Genomic DNA, 16,709 nt, shown 5'->3' on the forward strand with positions numbered 1-16,709 from the left:
TTTTGGCATGTCTACACCGCTTTGAAGCGTGGCGTACGCGGCTATTTACTGAAGGGCGCCAGCGGCAAGGAACTGGTACAGACGATGCGAGTGTTGAACCAGGGGCAAAGCTTCATCTCGCCCAGCCTTGCGGCAAAACTGCTCATGAAATCCGGTCCGGGCAGCGCCAGCGAAGCGAGGGGCTCGGGTCATCTCCCCCCGCGTGAGCAGCAGATCTTGTCAATCCTGGCGCAAGGCCGCAGCAATAAAGAGATTGGCAACAAGCTCGATCTGAGTGAGAAGACGATCAAGCATCATTTGACCAACATCCTGCAGAAATTACGCGTCCGAAATCGGGTGGAAGCTGCTCTCATGGCATCCAACCACCTTCCACAGAGCCTGTTGGCTTCCTGACTGAAGCACACAGATCCATCAACCAGCTGCATCAAGAATGAGGAGCCCGGTGAGATTGCAGGCTCACATCTGGCTGAAATGACGAAGCATGCGATCCGCGTCTGGCTCCAGCCCGGTGAAGAGGCGAAAGGCACCAACGGCCTGAAAGACGGCCATGCCGCCACCAAACATCGTGCGGCAGCCGCGCGCCCGGGCTTGGCGCAGTAGCTCCGTCTCCAGTGGGAAGTAGACGATGTCGGCGACCCATAAGTCACGACGCAGCAGATCGGCGGGAACAGCCATGCCGGGATATTTGGCCATCCCGAGCGGGGTGGTGTTCACCATGCCATTAGCTCCAGCCAATGCGTCTGCAGGCGAGGAACTTGAGGAAGCACGACCTTGCCCGAACCGATCACACAAGGCGGCGGCGAGATTTTGGGCACGATCTTCATCAATGTCGATGACGATGACTTCACCCGCTCCCAAAGTCAGAAGGGCGTGAGCCACAGCGGCGCCGGCTCCACCGGCACCGAATTGAACCACGCAATCGCAGCGGGCATCGGACAATTCTCGCCGGAAACTCTCTGTGAAGCCCCACCAATCGGTATTGTGCCCGACGCGGCGACCGTCTTTCAGAACAACGGTGTTGACAGCACTGAGCGCCGCCGCGTCGGGCGAGAGCTCATCAAGCAGGGGGATTACCGCCTGTTTGCAGGGATGAGTGATATTGACGCCGGCAAAACTAAACCGTTCGGCAGCCGTGAGGATCTCAGGAAGGGAGCGTGCGTCGAGACCAAGCACTTCCAGGTCAATCAGTTTGTAAATGTAACGCAATCCCTGCCGAGCCCCCTCGCACTCGTGAAGACTGGGCGTTCGGGATGCTTGGATACCGGCACCTATCAGGCCGACAAGGACGGCGGGATAGGTCCACAGGCCTGAGGCTTCATCGACTTGAGGCTTGGCTCCCGATGGATCTTCGTTCGTCATAGAGTTCAGGCGCCTGTCGATGATCTTGAGATCATGTCGAGCATTGAACGAATGGCAACCGGATAGCCGTTGGTGCCTAGGCCTGCAATGACAGCCGTTGCAACCGGGGAAATATAGGATTTGTGGTAGATCGACTCGCGTCGATGGATGTTCGAGATATGAAGCTCGATGATCGGGCCAGAAAACATCTTCAAGGCATCCATGATTGCCATGGAGGTGAATGTGAAGGCCGCCGGGTTGATGATGATCCCGCTCCCCTCGTCGATGGCTTCGTGCACCCATTCGATGATCTCGTACTCCCGGTTCGACTGCCGGAACACGATGGAATGATCGGTTGCTGCCTCCCGGCACAGAGCCTCAACTTCGGCGAGGGTCGTACGGCCGTAGATTTCCGGCTCGCGTGTTCCCAGACGGTTGAGATTAGGCCCATTGAGAATGTAGATCGGCTTACTCATTGGCAGTCTTCTCTCAAATAGAGATGGCTCATCCCTGGTATCCGAACAGACGAGGCAACCAGAGCACGGTCTCGGGCACGAAAGTCAGAATCGCGAGAGCGACGATCATGGCGAAGAGGAAGGGCAGCGTATCCCGCACGATGTCGCGCAGGGGCTCACCTGAGATGTTTGCCATGATGAACAGAAGCAGTCCGTAAGGAGGCGTGATCAGTCCGATCATGATATTGACAACGACCACGACGCCAAAATGGACGAGGTCGATCCCTAAGGCCTGCGCAGTCGGGATGAAGACCGGAACTACGATAAGCAAAATCGCGGTTCCTTCGAGAACACAGCCCAGGAGCAGAAGCAGCACGTTGACGAAGATCAGGAATCCGACGGGAGAGAGATCCCATCCGGCCAGCAGCGCCTTCACCCTCTCCGGAATGTTCTCGACAGTGACGACATAGTTGAACACGAGCGCGCCTGCGATCAACATTCCGATCGATGACGTCGTGCGTGCGCTCACCGCGAGAGAATGATAGAAGTCACGCCAGCTCACGCTTCGATAAAGCCCCGCCGAGATGATGAGGGCATAGGCTGCTGCAACCGCAGCCGCCTCGGTGGGCGTCATGACGCCACTATAGATCCCGCCGAGCAGAACAACAGGCATCATCAGCGATGGGAGCGCGTCCCAGGTGATGCGCGGCAGCTTGCGCAGAGGGACCGGCTTCTCGACTGGGAAGTTCTTGCGGCGGGCTGTGATGGCCACGATGATCATCTGGCTCAATGCCATGAGCAGTCCCGGGATGACTCCACCCAGGAATAGGAACCCGATGGATGCATCCGAGACCAAGGCATAGAGCACCATTGGAATTGATGGCGGGATAATCGGCCCAATGACGGAGGAGACCGCAGTCACGGCGGCCGCGTAACTCGGCGTGTAGCGACCGTCCCGGGTCATCATGACCTGCATCATGCGTCCAGTGCCGGCAGCGTCCGCAATGGCCGAGCCGGACATCCCGGCGAAGATGATGCTCTGCAGAATGTTGACCTGTGCAAGGCCACCACGAAACCGGCCTACCAGCGCATTACAGAATGCCATGAGGCGGTCAGTCATGCTGCCGATATTCATGAACTCGGCTGCCAGAATGAACAGCGGCACCGATAGGATGATGTAGTTCGAGTACATCCCGTTGAGGAGTTGCTCGGCTGCCGTTCCCATGTCCTGCCCGGCCAGAAGCAGATACAGGATCGAGCCTGCAATCATCGAATGCCCAATAGGCAGTCCGAGAAAGACAAGAGCGGTGATCGCGACGAGCGAGAGCGAGAAAGGACTGGTCAGGTTCATACGCCGGAGCTCGCCTTGGTAGGATCGAAGTCGACGGGTGCAACGCCGCGCATCGCCTGCCACGCAAGCCAGATGTAGCGGATGACCGTTGCAATAACGAAGAGGATGTAGATCGAAAACAGCCAGTTAAATCGGATCTTGAGATATCCGGTCTTTTCCACCTTCATGAAGGTGACATAGTCGAGAACCGCCGGAAACGAGATGAGGTACAGCGCGATGAGCGCCACGGCCGTGATGATGCACATGACCCGGCGAGCGCCGGGGCCGACAGCACCGTAGATAATATCGAACCGGATCTCTTCTCGCTCGGTTATGACAAACGAAGCGCCCCATAGGACGAGCCAGATCCACAGGACGACACTGATCTCATGAGTCCAGCCGATGGGAAGACCAAAGACATACCGGAAGACAATCTGAAGGAGAAAGGCCAGGAACATCGCACCCAGCATGGCGGCCGCCACATTCTCGGCACGGCGTGCGAGCCAGGAGCCGATCGCCCGTAAGGATGAAGTCATGAGAGCCATTCCCTTCCTGAGAAGGCACTGAGCGGAATTGACGGGCAGTCGCCGGAGCATCGCGCTCGGGCGACTGCAGGTTCGCCTTACATCGCGTTGATCTTGTCGAGCATGCCCGGCTGCCAGCCCTTGGCCAGATCGGAGGCCAAGTACTTCTTCTGAGCGAATTCGCGGAAGGCTTTCAGGTCAGGCGTATAGACGTCTAGGCCCTTCTCCTTGAAGAAGGCTGCAAGTTCCGTCTCCTTCTTCAGGTGCTCCTGCGTGCTCCACTCAATAGCCTTGTCAGCCGCAGCCTGGAACGCCGCCTGCTTCTCCGGCGACATGGCGTTCCAGACCTTGTTGGATACGGCCAGTACGTCGAAGCCCACGAGATGTGAGGTCAGGGCCACCTGCGACATGACCTCATAGAACTTCATGTTTTGAACGTTCGGCAATGGGTTGTCTTGGCCGTCGATGGCGCCGGTCTGCAGGCCGGTATAGACCTCCGCATAGGCCATGGGCGTAGGATTAGCGCCAAGCGATTGGCCCAGGAACTGCCAGGCATCACCGCCGGGCATGCGCAGCTTGATGCCGGCGAGATCCTCGGGCTTGTTGATCTTCTTGTTCGGCTTCAGGCCCACATGCCGAGCGCCGAAATAGGTCGGCCCGAGAATATGAATGCCGAGCTGGTCCGAGGCCATCTTCCTAAGCTGCTGGCCAACATCGCTCGCAAACACCTTCTTCAGATGATCGGCATCGCGGAAGAGATAGGCGGACGTGACGATGGACCAAGCCGGGATCTGGTTGGAGATATCCTGCGGCGCGATATTGCCCATCTCGAGATTGCCGCGCTGCATCGCGACGAGCTCGGTCCCCTGCTTGAACAGGGTGCCGCCATAATAGGGCTGGAGGGCAAAGCCTTGAGCCTTAACCTCCTCTCCGAACCGCTTCATCATCTCGGCCCGAATGTCCTGCTCCGAGAAGACGGCTGAGAATCTCAGATTTGTGGGTGCCTGAGCGCTGGCTGACCCACCCACGCCCCACGCCAGAAGAGCTGCGCCCGCAGCCACCAGGAAGCGACGATTGATACCAAATGCCATGATTTCCTCTCCTTGAATTGCGGCGCATTGATCTGCGTCTTGGTCGGCACTATCAACTCTGATAATTCCAGAATCAATAGCGATTTTTCTGAATATCTGATATTCGTCATTTCAACAGGTGTTCTGAGCCAGCTTTGCTGGGGAAACGCCCTAGGAGGTTATTCGTGCTTAAGCGTCGGTTCCCGGTGGCCAGATGAGCGTCGAACTGCTGGCAACCTCTATCGCTGACCGGGCTTATGACCGGATCAGGGCCGATATCGTTTTCGGCCGCCTCTCCCCCGGTACAAGGCTACGGCTGGATCGGCTCGCGAGCGGGTATGGAGCCGGCGTCAGCACCCTACGGGAGATCCTGAGCCGCCTCTCCTCGGAAGGGCTTGTCATTGCTGAGGGGCAGCGCGGCTTCCGCGTTGCCCCTGTTTCGCCTGCCGGCTTCGAGGATGTCGCGGCGATGCGACTGCTTCTGGAGACCTATGCGTTGCCTTTGTCCTTTGCCGCTGGCGATCTGGAATGGGAGAGCCGCATCGTCGCTGCACATCACAAGCTCGCCTTCATGGAACGGCGGATGCTGGCTGGCGATCAGGAGGGAACGGAGCTCTGGAAGCGCTATGACCGGGAATTTCACCAATCTCTCATCGAGGCCTGCGGCTCCCAGACCCTGCTTGATCTCTATGGCGGCGTTTTCGACCAGTATCTCCGATATCAGATGGTGGCAGTCGTGTTCCGGGGCGAGATTGCCGCTGCGGAACACAAAGCCCTGCTGGACTGCGCCCTCACGCGCAATGCCGACAAAGCCTGCGAGGTGCTGACCCAGCATGTAAATGGATGCGTCACCTATACTCTGAAGGGTGGAGCGTTGAAATGACAGATGATTGGCAAATGGTTCCACAGCCAACGACAGTCGGGGAAAGCGCCTATCAAGAGATCAGGTCCGATATCGTGTTCGGTCGCCTGCCGCCCGGCAAGAAGCTGAGGCTCGACCGGCTGAAGGCCGATTATGGCGCCAGCGTCAGCACGCTGCGGGAAATCCTGAACCGCCTCCACTCCGAGCGGCTGGTGGTCGCGGAGGGTCAAAAAGGATTCGAGGTCGCTCCCGTGTCGATTGCGAACCTGAGGGAAATTGCAGCCCTGCGCCAACTTCTCGAGTGCCGGGCTCTGGAGCAATCGTTCCGGGCCGGTGACATGGAATGGGAGGGGCGGGTTGTCGCCGCGCACCACCGGCTCGCCCGGATGGAGGAGCGGATGGCCCAAGGCGACAGGGCACATTCCGAGGAATGGAAGCGGTACGACTGGCAGTTCCATCAGGCACTGATCTCGGCCTGTGGATCGAAGATGCTGATCGACAACCATGCTGCCGTCTTCGACAAGTATCTCCGCTACCAGATGATCGCCTTGAGCTACCGCGGTGAGATCGCGGCACAGGAGCACGCTCTTCTGATGAAATGTGCTCTGGAGCGGGACGCGAAGCGCGCCTGCGAAGTGCTGAGCAGCCACGTCGCCGGCGGCGTCGAACATGCGCTCGCCACCGGCACCATCAGCTGACGAAAGAATGAGCAGGCTGGATGAGCACTGCTCCCAATAGCTAGAGAGGAAATGGACGAGGAGCATGCGCAGAGCTATTGCCACCGTTTGCCTGAGCGGGACCCTCAGCGAGAAGATCGAGGCCATCGCGGCCGCGCAGTTCAACGGCGTGGAGATCTTCGAGAACGATCTCCTGTCCTTCAACGGCACACCGGCTGAAGCGCGGCGCATGATCGAGGGCCTCGGGCTCGAGACGATCACGTTTCAGCCGTTCCGCGACTTCGAAGGCATGCCAGAACCGCAGCGATCCAAGGTCTTCGCCCGAGCCGAACGAAAATTTGATGTGATGGAAGAACTCGGCTGCGACCTCCTTATGGTATGCAGCAACGTCTCTCCGGATTCGCTGGGCGGGATCGAGCGGGCGGCGGCCGATTTCCATGAACTCGGCGAGCGCGCCGCAAAACGGGGCATGCGCGTCGCCTTCGAAGCTCTCTCCTGGGGACGGCACATTCATGATTACCGTGACGCCTGGGAAGTCGTGCGGCGCGCGAATCATCCAGCGGTCGGACTGGTGCTCGATTCCTTCCACGTGCTTGCGCGTGGAACGGACCTGTCGGCCATCCGCTCCATCCCGGCAGACCGGATCTTTCTCGTGCAGATGGCCGATGCGCCGAAGCTTGACATGGATTACCTGTCCTGGAGTCGGCACTATCGCTGTTTCCCGGGACAAGGCGACCTTCCCATCGACGATTTCATGCTCGCGCTGAACGCGACAGGATTCGATGGGCTCCTGTCTCTGGAGATCTTCAACGACCGCTTCCGGGCAGGCTCGGCGCGCAGCGTCGCCGTCGATGGACACCGGTCCCTGATCGTCACGCTCGATGAGTTGCGTCGGCGGACAGGAGCGGCTTCTCCCGATCTTCCGGCCCTGCGACCCAAGGCTGCTTGTTCCGGCGTCGAGTTCGTCGAGTTCGCCGTCGATGAGCGGGGTGCTGTGGACTTGGAGCGGACGTTGAGCGGGCTCGGTTTCCGGAAGGCAGGCATTCACCGTTCCAAGGCTGTAACGCGTTGGCGGCAGGGCGACATCAACATCGTTGTCAATGCGGACAAGGAGGGCTTCGCCCATTCCTTCAACATCACACATGGCACATCCGTCTGTGCCCTCGCTCTGCGTGTCGACGATGCGCCGGGAACCGTGGAGCGGGCGGTCACGCTGCTGGATCAGCCCTTCCAGCAACCGGTGGGGCCGGGCGAGATGAATATCCCGGCCGTTCGCGGGCTTGGCGGAAGTCTCCTGTATTTCGTTGATCATAAGACCGGCCTGGATCGACTTTGGGATGTGGATTTTCAGTCCGCTGAGGGTGATGACTTCACCGGAGCGGGGCTGAACTCGGTCGATCACGTTTCCCAATCGATGCATTATGACGAAATGCTGACATGGCTTTTGTTCTACACGTCTCTCCTCGACGTCCGTAAAACGCCGGTTCAGACCGTGATCGATCCAGGCGGCGTGGTTCAGAGCCAAGCCATCGAAACACAGGATGGCTCGCTGCGGCTGATCCTCAATGCATCCCAGAGCCAGCGCACATTGTCGTCCCGGTTCCTCAGCGATCTCTTCGGATCGGGAGTCCAGCATATCGCACTCGCGACCGGCAACATTCTTGCGACGGTCGAACGCCTCAAGGCGAATGGCATCGATCTCCTGCCGATCCCGGAGAACTATTACGATGACCTCGAGGTGAGAACGGATTTGTCCGTGGAGGATGTGGAACGGCTACGGGCGAGCAACATTCTATACGACAAGGAAGGCGCCGCCGAGTACTTCCAGGCCTACACCAGGACCATGGAAGGCGGGTTCTTCTTCGAGATCGTGGAAAGACGCAGCTACCAGGGATATGGCGCGGTGAACGCACCTATCCGGCTCGCCTCGCAGACACACCTCACATCGGTGACTGCACCGCCGGAGCTTTAACGCCGACCATCGACCGAGAGTTGGCCCCAAGCCCTCTACCTCCCGATGCGTTTGCGGGCTTCCGCGACGCTTGCGCTGGCCGCGCTGGCGAGGAGGCGGACGTCGTTGGGCAGCGTCACAAGGTCGAAGCCCCACCCCACCGCCTTTGCCGCATAGCTCGGCGTTCCGCAGTGAAGTGCGGCACGGATACCGGCTTTGTGGGCCTTGGCCAGAATGCTCTGAATGGCATCGACCATCTCCGGCTCTTCCCGGTCGAAACCAACGGGGTAGCGCTTGCCCGTCAGCCCGAGGGTCAAATCAGCGGGGCCGATATAGACCCCATCCAATCCTGGCGTCGAAACGATTTCCTCGACGTTCCGAAATGCTTCCGCCGTCTCGATCATCGCAAAGCACAGGATGTTGTCGTCGGCTTCGGCCGCATAGTTCGATCCTGCCGAGAAATTGGCGCGGGTTGGTCCGAGACTGCGGGTTCCGCTTGGAGGATAGCGGACATACGAGACGAGTTCCACAGCTTCGGCGCGATTGTTGATCATGGGACAGATCACGCCATAGGCTCCGGCATCGAGCACCTTCATGATGGCAGCCGGATCCAGCCAGGGGACACGCACGAGCGGGGTGATTTCACTCGAGCGCATGGCCTGCAGCATGCCGACGGCAGCCTGGTAGTCGATGACCCCATGCTGCAGGTCGATTGTGAGGGAATCATAATCCTGCTCCGCCAGGATTTCGGCCGTGAAGGCATTTGCGATCGACAGCCAGCCATTCAGAACAGGTTTGCCGTCCGCCCAGAGCGACTTGATCTTGTTAGGCTTCATCTCGCCTCCTGGGAAATCACTGACTTGATGTTGTAGCTTGCAGGACCGGTTTTCGTCAAAAGGGAACCGGCACAACGTGAGGCGTGCCGGCTCACCTCACATATTAGCGGCCTTTTGCTTTACGCCAGGCAGCGAAGTCGATGTTGCTCTGCTCATCCGTCGGCGGGTAGAGGCCCAGGATGGAGCGGCCCTTCAGCACCTCCTCCTGTACGAAATCCTCGAACACAGTCATCTCGACGGCCTCGCTGGCGATCTCATCCGCCAGATGCGCCGGAATGACCACCACACCTTCGCTATCGCCGACGACAACGTCACCAGGCCATACCGGCACGTCGCCACAGCCGATGGGAACATTGATGTCGAGCGCCTGGTGATGCGTGAGGTTGGTCGGCGCCGATGGACGATTGTGATAGGCGGGGATATCGAGCTGCGCGATCTCGGGCGAATCCCGAAAGCCGCCATCGGTCACGACGCCGGCGACGCCGCGCTTCATCAGGCGGGACACCAGAATGCCGCCGGCCGAGGCCGCGCGGGCATCCTTGCGGCTGTCGATCACCATGACAGCACCCGGCGGGCATTCTTCGACGGCCTTGCGCTGGGGATGGGCACGATCCTGGAACACGCTGATCGGGTTCAGATCCTCGCGCGCCGGAATATAACGGAGGGTGAAAGCCTCTCCGACCATATTCCCAAGGTCGGGGTTGAGCGGGCGAACATCCTGAATGAACTGGTTGCGCAGGCCGCGTTTATAAAGAGCGGTGCACAGCGTCGCCGTACTGACGGTCTTGAGCTTCTCGCGGGTTTCCGGTTTCAGTGTGGTCATGATCCTCTCCAGATGTCAGTAGATGGCAGGCTCGCCGGTGGGCGCACCGAAGCTCGTTTCCAGGAAGTCGAAGTCGCAGCCCTCGTGAGCCTGCTTGATGTGCCGCGTAAACATCCAGCCATAACCGCGCTCGAATCGGGGCTCGGGTCTGGCCCAGGCGGCGCGGCGGCGCTCAAGTTCCTCGTCGGATACATTGAGGCTGATCGCGCGCTCCGCCACATCCACGGAGATCATGTCGCCGGTCCTCACCAAAGCGAGCGGCCCTCCGATATAGGCCTCCGGCGAAACATGCAGGATGCAGGCGCCATAGCTCGTGCCGCTCATACGGGCGTCCGACAGGCGCAGCATGTCACGCACGCCCTGCTTCACCAACTTCTTCGGGATCGGCAGCATGCCCCATTCCGGCATGCCGGGCCCCCCCTGGGGGCCCGCATTGCGCAAGATGAGGATATGGTCGGCGGTCACATCCAGATCCTCATCCTCAATGGCCGCCTTCATGGATGGGTAATCGTCGAAGACGAGAGCCGGCCCGGTATGCTTCAGATAACGCGGATCGCAGGCACTCGGCTTGATCACGCAGCCATCAGGAGCGAGATTCCCTTTGAGGACCGCGAGTGCTCCCTCGGCATAGATCGGGTTGTCCACGCTGCGGATGACGTCGTCATGGTAGACCTCGGCCCCGGCAATGTTCTCGCCCAGGGTTTGACCGCTGACGGTCATGGCGTCGAGGTAGAGATGATCCCTGATGCGGGTCATCAGCGCCGGCAGACCGCCGGCATAATAGAAATCTTCCATCAGGTACTTGTCGCCGCTTGGCCGTACGTTGGCAATGACCGGCACCCTGCGACTCGCTCTTTCGAAATCGTCAAGACCGATCTCCTGCCCTGCGCGGCGAGCTTGGGCGATCAGGTGGATGATGGCATTGGTCGAACATCCCATCGCCATGGCGACGGCAATGCCATTCAGGAAGGCTTCGCGCGTCTGAATCCGGTTCGGCGTCAGATCCTCCCATACCATCTCCACGATGCGCCGACCACATTCCGCGCTCATGCGGACATGGTTGGCGTCGGGGGCTGGAATCGAAGACGCACCCGGCAAGGTCATGCCGATGGCCTCTGCGATCGCCGTCATGGTGGAGGCGGTGCCCATGGTCATGCAGGTGCCATGGCTGCGGGCAATCCCCGCTTCCATATTGAGCCAGTCCGCATCCGTGATCGTCCCGGCGCGGCGCTCGTCCCAGTACTTCCAGGCATCCGATCCGGATCCCAGGATCTTTCCCTTCCAATTGCCGCGTAGCATCGGTCCTGCGGGCAGGTAGATCGCCGGCAACCCGGCGCTGGTGGCGCCCAGAAGCAGCGCTGGCGTGGTCTTGTCACAACCGCCCATCAGGACGACGCCGTCGACAGGATGGGAGCGCAGCAGCTCTTCGACATCCATCGCCAGCAAGTTGCGGTAGAGCATGGTTGTCGGCTTGACGTATTGCTCTGCCAGCGAAATTCCCGGCAGCTCGACCGGAAAGCCGCCGGCTTGAAGGACACCACGCTTCACGTCATCGACACGCAGCTTGAAATGGGCATGGCACGGGTTGATGTCGGACCATGTATTGAGAATGGCGATGACAGGTCGGTCCACCCAGTCCTTGGGAGCATAGCCCATCTGCATCATGCGGGAGCGATGGCCGAACCCCCGCAGATCATCGGGCGCGAACCAGCGCGCGCTCCTGAGCGACTCAGGCGTCTTTCTAGCAGTCATGTTGCGAACACTCATCGAAATGGAGGAGAGATGGGAAGAGCCGAGCGAAGCCTCAGCTCTGGAGGCCCCACTTCCGGATGGTCTTGCGCTCGATGGTCCGGAAGATCAGGTTCTCGACCACGAGACCGATAGTGATGACAGTCAGAAGCCCTGCGAAGACGGATGGGATGTCGAGCAGGTTGCGGTTCTCGAAAATGAACCAGCCCAATCCGCCCTGCCCCGACGACACACCGAAGACGAGCTCCGCCGCGATCAGCGTGCGCCAAGCAAAGGCCCAGCCGATCTTCAAGCCGGTCAGGATCGAAGGGAAGGCCGCAGGCACCAGGATCTTGAAGACGTAGGAAAGCCCTTTCAGACCATAGTTTCGTCCGACCATGCGCAGGGTCTGCGACACACCCAGAAAGCCGGAATGGGTGTTGAGTGCCACCGCCCAGAGGACGGAGTGGATGAGGATGAAGACCAAACTGCCGTTGCCGAGCCCAAACCAGATCAGGGCCAGCGGAAGCAGCGCGATGGCCGGCAGCGGGTTGAACATCGCCGTCATCGTCTCGAGAAAATCCGTACCAATGCGGGTGTTGATGGCGAGGATGGTCAGGATTGCTGCGAGGACCACGCCGGAGGCATAGCCCATCAGAAGCACCTTGAGCGAGGTCCAGGCCCGCAGCGGGAGAGTTCCATCCGCGACCCGGTCCGCCATGGTGGAGAGCGTATCGAGGAGCGTCGGAAAGAGGAGCGGGTTGTCGAGATACCGGCCGTAAGCCTCCCACACGATCCCGAGAAAGATGATGATGACTGTCTTGCGGACGAAGCCATTGCCCCAAGCCAGTTCCAGGGTGCTAAGCTTGCGCTCGACCTCGCCCGTATTCGCCTGCGCCTGTCCCATGTCGGCGCGCATCACGATCTGTGCATTGCTCATGAGCGTCATCCTCAGTGTACGGCTTCTTCAGCGAACAGAAGTTCGTGGATATGTTTTTCAAGCTGCCCCGCACTTCCATCCGTCGGCGAGACACGGTCCACGTCGTTCACCTCGGCCTTGACGCGACCAGGATGCGGTGACAGGAGCAGGATGCGGTTCCCGATTTTGATCGCCTCGGCAATCGAGTGAGTGACGAAGAGCACCGTGAATTTCGTGTCTTCCCAAAGCTGAAGAAGCTCGTCCTGGCAGGTCCTCCGGGTAAGTGCATCGAGAGCGGCGAAGGGCTCATCCATGAGCAGGATATCCGGCTCCATCGCCATGCCGCGGGCAATGGCGACGCGCTGCTTCATACCGCCAGACAGAGTATGCGGGTAGGAATCGACGGCACGGGTGAGATTGACCTTCTCGATATAGGCCCGCGCCCGTTCCTCAGCCTCCTTGCGCGGCAGCTTGCGGGCCACGAGCAAGGGAAACGTCACGTTTTCCAGAACCGTCTTCCAGGGGAGCAATTGGTCGAATTCCTGGAAGACCATCATGCGATCCGCGCCGGGTTCAGTGACTTCACGGCCCTTAATGCGGATCTTGCCTTCACTTGGGTTCAAGTACCCACCGACAGCCTTGAGCAGCGTGGACTTGCCGCATCCGGACGGCCCGAGCAGGACGAACCGATCCGATTGATTGACTTGAAAGCTGACCCTGTCGGTCGCTGTCACGAGAACGCTGGGCGTCTTGTAGCGCAGCGTCACGCCACTGACATCGAGAAGAGCGGACATTAATGAAAACCTGAAATGAAGAATGGAAGGTGCGCCCTGCCCTCGCGCAGGACGCACATGTTCTCAGCTGCCCTTGAGATCGTGTGCGATCGGCAGGTAGAAATCCGTCCAGGATTTCGGCATCGTCTTCAGGGTGCCGATCTTGTAGAGGTGTTCGGCAAACTTCATCGTGCCCTGCGGCTCAAGATTCCATTCCATCATGCCGGGCTGCTTCAGCCATTCGAGCAGATCCTCGGGGCTGGTCTTGTCACCGGCAACTTCCTTATAGATGTCCACGGCTGCCTTGGTGTCGCTGCGGATGAAATCCTGTGCTTCCTTGGACGCAGCCCGAACGGCCTCGATGACCTTCGGATTGGCCTCCGCGAACTTTGTCGTCGTGAAGAACTGGCCCTGTGTGAGCGGGCCGCCGATGATGTCAGGCGACTGCAGGATGATGCGTGCGTTCGGCACGGTCTTCATCTCGATGTATTGGAAGGGCGGTGCCGCAAAGTGGTTCTTCACTTCGTGCTGCGGATTGGCCATCGCCACGACAGCATCAGGATGGCCGAGCTGGACCGTGTTCGCGTCGAGCTTCGACCATTGTTCGGCGCCGAACTCCTTGGCACTCGCCATCTGAAGAAGAATGGCCTGGGTCGAAACCTTCACGGTCGGTACGGCAATCTTATCACTGGGGCCGAAGTCTTTCAGGGACTTGATCTTGGGGTCATGCGTAACGAAAGCCAGCGGCAAGGCTGACGACGCCACGATACCCTTTACGCCACCCTTTGTGCGATCCCAGAGCAGGAGCAGATTGCCGACGCCGGTGTTCACCATGTCGACACCCCCGGAGAGGAGCGCATCCGTCTGTGCCCCGCCGCCGCTGAAGGTGATCCATTTGGTCTTCACCTCGGGCAAGCCAAGCCGGGCAGCATGCTTCTCGATAAGCTGCTGCTTTTCGATGATATGGGTCGGCAAATAGATAATGCCGGGCTGGCGGGTGATCGAAATTTCGTTCTTCTGCTGTGCCGAGGCGTTACTTGCGACGGCAAATAACCCGACGGCAGCCGCCACGCCGGCGCAAAGGCGCCTCATCTGCTTCTTCATGGTGCTTCCTCGAAATGGCTCCTCTTGACGGGAGCCTTCATGGCTAGGATCGGCCGACCAGCCGACGTCTTATACACTAATGCATTAGTGCATTCGGCACAAGTGTGGTATAGAAGAGGTCGACGAAAGTTCAGGTTCTTCCGAATGGCCCCCCCTCGCCCAGCCCTCAGCCAACAAGTTTCGATTGTAGCGACAGATCGCCTCCAGCGCGGTCGCCAAGCCGCGCCTCAAGTGTTCGAGCGGCTGAGGGAAATGATCATTTCCCTCAGCTTGGCCCCCGGAACCGTTCTGAACCGGCTCACCCTCCAGCAGGAATTCGGTCTCAGCTCGACCCCGATCCGTGACGCCCTCTTAAGGCTTCAGGAAGATGGACTCGTCGATATTTTCCCGCAGCATGCGACTGTCGTGAGCCCCATCGATCTTACGCTTGCGCATCAGGCGCATTTCCTACGGCGTTCGCTGGAGCTCGAGATCGTCCGGAGCCTAGCGCTTACCCCAGACCCTCGGCTGATCGCCAGGCTTCAGGGATTCCTTGCGCAGCAGCAGGCCCTCATGGAGGCAAAAGACTTCGAAGCCTTTGCCGCAGCCGATCAGGCTTTCCATCAGCACCTCTACGAAGCCGCCCGAATGAACGACCTCTGGGTTCTCGTGCGCAGCCGAAGCGGTCATATCGACCGTCTGCGCCGCCTTCACCTTCCGACCCCGGGCAAGGCTCAGGACATCGTGCAGCATCACAGGCTGGTTGTGCAGGCGATTGCGGATGGGAATCCGGAAGAAGCCCAAGAGCACCTGCGACATCACCTTTCCGGAACCTTGTCGCATGTGGATGAGATCAGAGCGAAATATCCCGGCTATGTGAGAGACTAGGTGTGGAGAGGCGCTTCTTCAACGCCTCAGCGGGAATCAGACTGTCCAGACTACAGTTGCGTAAAGTCTGTAGAGACATTTCTCGTCGCCCAGAGCGCAGCCTGGGTGCGGTTGCAGGCCCCGACCTTCTTCAGAATGGCCTTGACGTGGACCTTCACTGTAGCCTCGGACAAATTGAGCTTGCGTGCAATCACCTTGTTGGGTGCGCCATCCCTCAGACAGGTTAAAATTTGCGCTTCCCTGCTGGATAGCTTTCGGCTTTGATGGCCATTGATCTTCCCGTCAAACGTGCCCTCCTCAGGCCTATGGTGGGCGGTGTGCGCACCCGTCCCAGCAATCGGGAGGACAATCGTTGCGGGAAGAATAGTCTCCCCCAGCATCACCAGTTCAAGTGATTTGACGAGCACATCCTGTTTCTGATTCGAAAGACAGAAACCATGAACTCCTGCATCCCAGGCTGAAGGCACAATGTTTGGATCGAAGGCGTCTGCCAGCATGACGATCCTTGCTGCAGGAGCATGAGCTTTCAACCGTCTAACCAGATCGATGGCTCCGCTGGTGAAGCTGCTTGCATCAATAATGAAGAGAGCGGACGATTCGTCTTCGATAGCGGGCAGACTTGAGAATCCATCGACGATGTCATGCCACACGACAAAAACTGTCTCGGAAAGGATACTTTCCAGCCCAAGTCGAAGTAACGGATTGGTGCAGACGGGAAAGACGACAACCGAGGAACAGCCCCTGCTGTCGAAGTCTAAACGTGCCCCGTTCGCGCTGTGCAATGACATGATCTGACGCCTTTCCTTCGAGCAGGTGTATTTTTCTTCGTTACGTAGGCTCCGGGCTTTCATTGTATGATGTAGACAACCTTCCGGGATGTCGCATCGACGATGACACGATGGCCGTCCACGACGGCATAGCGATACGTTTCATGCTTCGGGATTGGGTGTAACGCGACCAACTCGGACAGGCTTTCTCCGACAGATATCCCTTGGCCGAGGTGGACTGCCGGAGAACTCTCCTGCTTCGCATTTAGCCTCGCGGGCATATCCGCAGCGATGTTACGGAAAGCATCGGGAATGGCATGCGATTGAATTGCCGATGTCGTGATTGGATCTGTCGCGTTCGGCGCCGTCGTGGGCGTCGCAACGGTGCCCACAGAGAATACGACAAAAGCCAGATGATACGCGGCTCTCATGCTCATCCTCTATCACTCGCCAGATTGGACAGAGAACGGAGCGGCTCGCAGATTTATTCCGCCCTTTTTAGAAAAATTCTCAAAAAAGGCCGACATGCGCACTCGAGCGGCCTGAGACCTACGGCTTAGAGGCTGGTGAGCAATTTTATTACTCGCTTCAAGTGCTTGATTTGGAATAGCTTTCGTGAAGATTGATGAGGCGGATGCGGGGTGTGCAACGGTTGAGGAGCCCCGCTATGGATACTTGTCTCTAT

Annotated in this window: 18 protein-coding genes; 5 read left to right on the forward strand and 13 right to left on the reverse strand. The window is 59.1% G+C overall.

Going from position 1 to position 16,709, the window contains the following annotated elements:
* The first annotated feature begins 21 nt into the window (after positions 1-21).
* Positions 22-393, forward strand: a complete 372-nt coding sequence (locus FS320_RS15975) for a LuxR C-terminal-related transcriptional regulator (protein ID WP_152712839.1) — start codon at positions 22-24, stop codon at positions 391-393.
* A gap of 63 nt (positions 394-456) precedes the next feature.
* Here FS320_RS15975 and FS320_RS15980 read toward each other — a convergent pair whose 3' ends face one another.
* From FS320_RS15980 to dctP, 5 genes are all read right to left on the reverse strand, one after another.
* On the reverse strand, positions 457-1,359 hold the full coding sequence (locus tag FS320_RS15980) for a shikimate dehydrogenase (RefSeq protein ID WP_152712840.1): 903 nt from the start codon (positions 1,357-1,359) through the stop codon (positions 457-459).
* A gap of 5 nt (positions 1,360-1,364) precedes the next feature.
* Positions 1,365-1,814 (reverse strand): type II 3-dehydroquinate dehydratase, encoded by a 450-nt coding sequence (gene aroQ / locus FS320_RS15985; protein ID WP_152712841.1) that lies wholly within the window; start codon positions 1,812-1,814, stop codon positions 1,365-1,367.
* Positions 1,815-1,842: 28 nt separating this feature from the next.
* Entirely contained in the window at positions 1,843-3,144 is a 1,302-nt protein-coding gene (locus FS320_RS15990) for a TRAP transporter large permease (RefSeq protein ID WP_152712842.1), read from the reverse strand.
* Positions 3,141-3,659 (reverse strand): TRAP transporter small permease, encoded by a 519-nt coding sequence (locus FS320_RS15995; protein ID WP_152712843.1) that lies wholly within the window; start codon positions 3,657-3,659, stop codon positions 3,141-3,143. Before FS320_RS15995 ends, FS320_RS15990 begins: the two co-directional genes overlap by 4 nt.
* Before the next feature lie 86 nt (positions 3,660-3,745).
* A complete protein-coding gene (gene dctP / locus FS320_RS16000; RefSeq protein ID WP_152712844.1) occupies positions 3,746-4,738 on the reverse strand; it encodes a TRAP transporter substrate-binding protein DctP in 993 nt (330 codons plus the stop codon).
* Positions 4,739-4,931: 193 nt separating this feature from the next.
* Between dctP and FS320_RS16005 the strand changes: the two genes are divergently transcribed.
* The 3 genes from FS320_RS16005 to FS320_RS16015 all read left to right on the forward strand — a co-directional run bounded on the left by FS320_RS16005 (position 4,932) and on the right by FS320_RS16015 (position 8,228).
* Complete coding sequence (locus FS320_RS16005) at positions 4,932-5,600, forward strand: GntR family transcriptional regulator (RefSeq protein ID WP_152712845.1); 669 nt, start codon at positions 4,932-4,934, stop codon at positions 5,598-5,600.
* Positions 5,597-6,277: a GntR family transcriptional regulator gene (locus tag FS320_RS16010; RefSeq protein WP_152712846.1), complete on the forward strand. Its 681-nt coding sequence runs from the start codon at positions 5,597-5,599 to the stop codon at positions 6,275-6,277. Before FS320_RS16005 ends, FS320_RS16010 begins: the two co-directional genes overlap by 4 nt.
* A gap of 64 nt (positions 6,278-6,341) precedes the next feature.
* The gene (locus FS320_RS16015) at positions 6,342-8,228 is read left to right on the forward strand and encodes a bifunctional sugar phosphate isomerase/epimerase/4-hydroxyphenylpyruvate dioxygenase family protein (protein ID WP_152712847.1); all 1,887 of its coding nucleotides are present in this window, start codon (positions 6,342-6,344) and stop codon (positions 8,226-8,228) included.
* Positions 8,229-8,263: 35 nt separating this feature from the next.
* On the opposite strand, the gene FS320_RS16020 is transcribed toward FS320_RS16015, so the two are convergent.
* The 6 genes from FS320_RS16020 to FS320_RS16045 form a co-directional block, all read right to left on the reverse strand.
* Positions 8,264-9,043, reverse strand: a complete 780-nt coding sequence (locus FS320_RS16020; RefSeq protein WP_152712848.1) for an HpcH/HpaI aldolase family protein — start codon at positions 9,041-9,043, stop codon at positions 8,264-8,266.
* Between the two features lie 103 nt (positions 9,044-9,146).
* Entirely contained in the window at positions 9,147-9,866 is a 720-nt protein-coding gene (locus FS320_RS16025) for a ribonuclease activity regulator RraA (RefSeq protein ID WP_192926296.1), read from the reverse strand.
* Positions 9,867-9,881: 15 nt separating this feature from the next.
* Positions 9,882-11,618: an L-arabinonate dehydratase gene (araD, locus tag FS320_RS16030; RefSeq protein ID WP_152712849.1), complete on the reverse strand. Its 1,737-nt coding sequence runs from the start codon at positions 11,616-11,618 to the stop codon at positions 9,882-9,884.
* Between the two features lie 52 nt (positions 11,619-11,670).
* Complete coding sequence (locus FS320_RS16035) at positions 11,671-12,534, reverse strand: ABC transporter permease (protein WP_152712850.1); 864 nt, start codon at positions 12,532-12,534, stop codon at positions 11,671-11,673.
* An 11-nt stretch (positions 12,535-12,545) separates the two neighbouring features.
* Positions 12,546-13,307 carry an ABC transporter ATP-binding protein gene (locus FS320_RS16040; protein ID WP_152712851.1) on the reverse strand — a complete coding sequence of 254 codons (762 nt, stop codon included), beginning with the start codon at positions 13,305-13,307 and terminating at the stop codon, positions 12,546-12,548.
* Between the two features lie 63 nt (positions 13,308-13,370).
* A complete protein-coding gene (locus tag FS320_RS16045; RefSeq protein ID WP_192926297.1) occupies positions 13,371-14,378 on the reverse strand; it encodes an ABC transporter substrate-binding protein in 1,008 nt (335 codons plus the stop codon).
* Between the two features lie 156 nt (positions 14,379-14,534).
* Between FS320_RS16045 and FS320_RS16050 the strand changes: the two genes are divergently transcribed.
* Positions 14,535-15,257 (forward strand): GntR family transcriptional regulator, encoded by a 723-nt coding sequence (locus FS320_RS16050; protein WP_152712853.1) that lies wholly within the window; start codon positions 14,535-14,537, stop codon positions 15,255-15,257.
* 50 nt (positions 15,258-15,307) lie between these two features.
* Here FS320_RS16050 and FS320_RS16055 read toward each other — a convergent pair whose 3' ends face one another.
* Positions 15,308-16,045: a LuxR C-terminal-related transcriptional regulator gene (locus FS320_RS16055; RefSeq protein WP_162003021.1), complete on the reverse strand. Its 738-nt coding sequence runs from the start codon at positions 16,043-16,045 to the stop codon at positions 15,308-15,310.
* A gap of 59 nt (positions 16,046-16,104) precedes the next feature.
* Positions 16,105-16,455, reverse strand: coding sequence for a DUF1236 domain-containing protein (locus FS320_RS16060; protein WP_162003022.1), 351 nt, complete (start codon positions 16,453-16,455; stop codon positions 16,105-16,107).
* Between the last annotated feature and the right edge of the window lie 254 nt (positions 16,456-16,709).

It is taken from the genome of Microvirga tunisiensis (assembly GCF_009296175.1).
Classification (GTDB): Bacteria; Pseudomonadota; Alphaproteobacteria; order Rhizobiales; family Beijerinckiaceae; genus Microvirga; species Microvirga tunisiensis.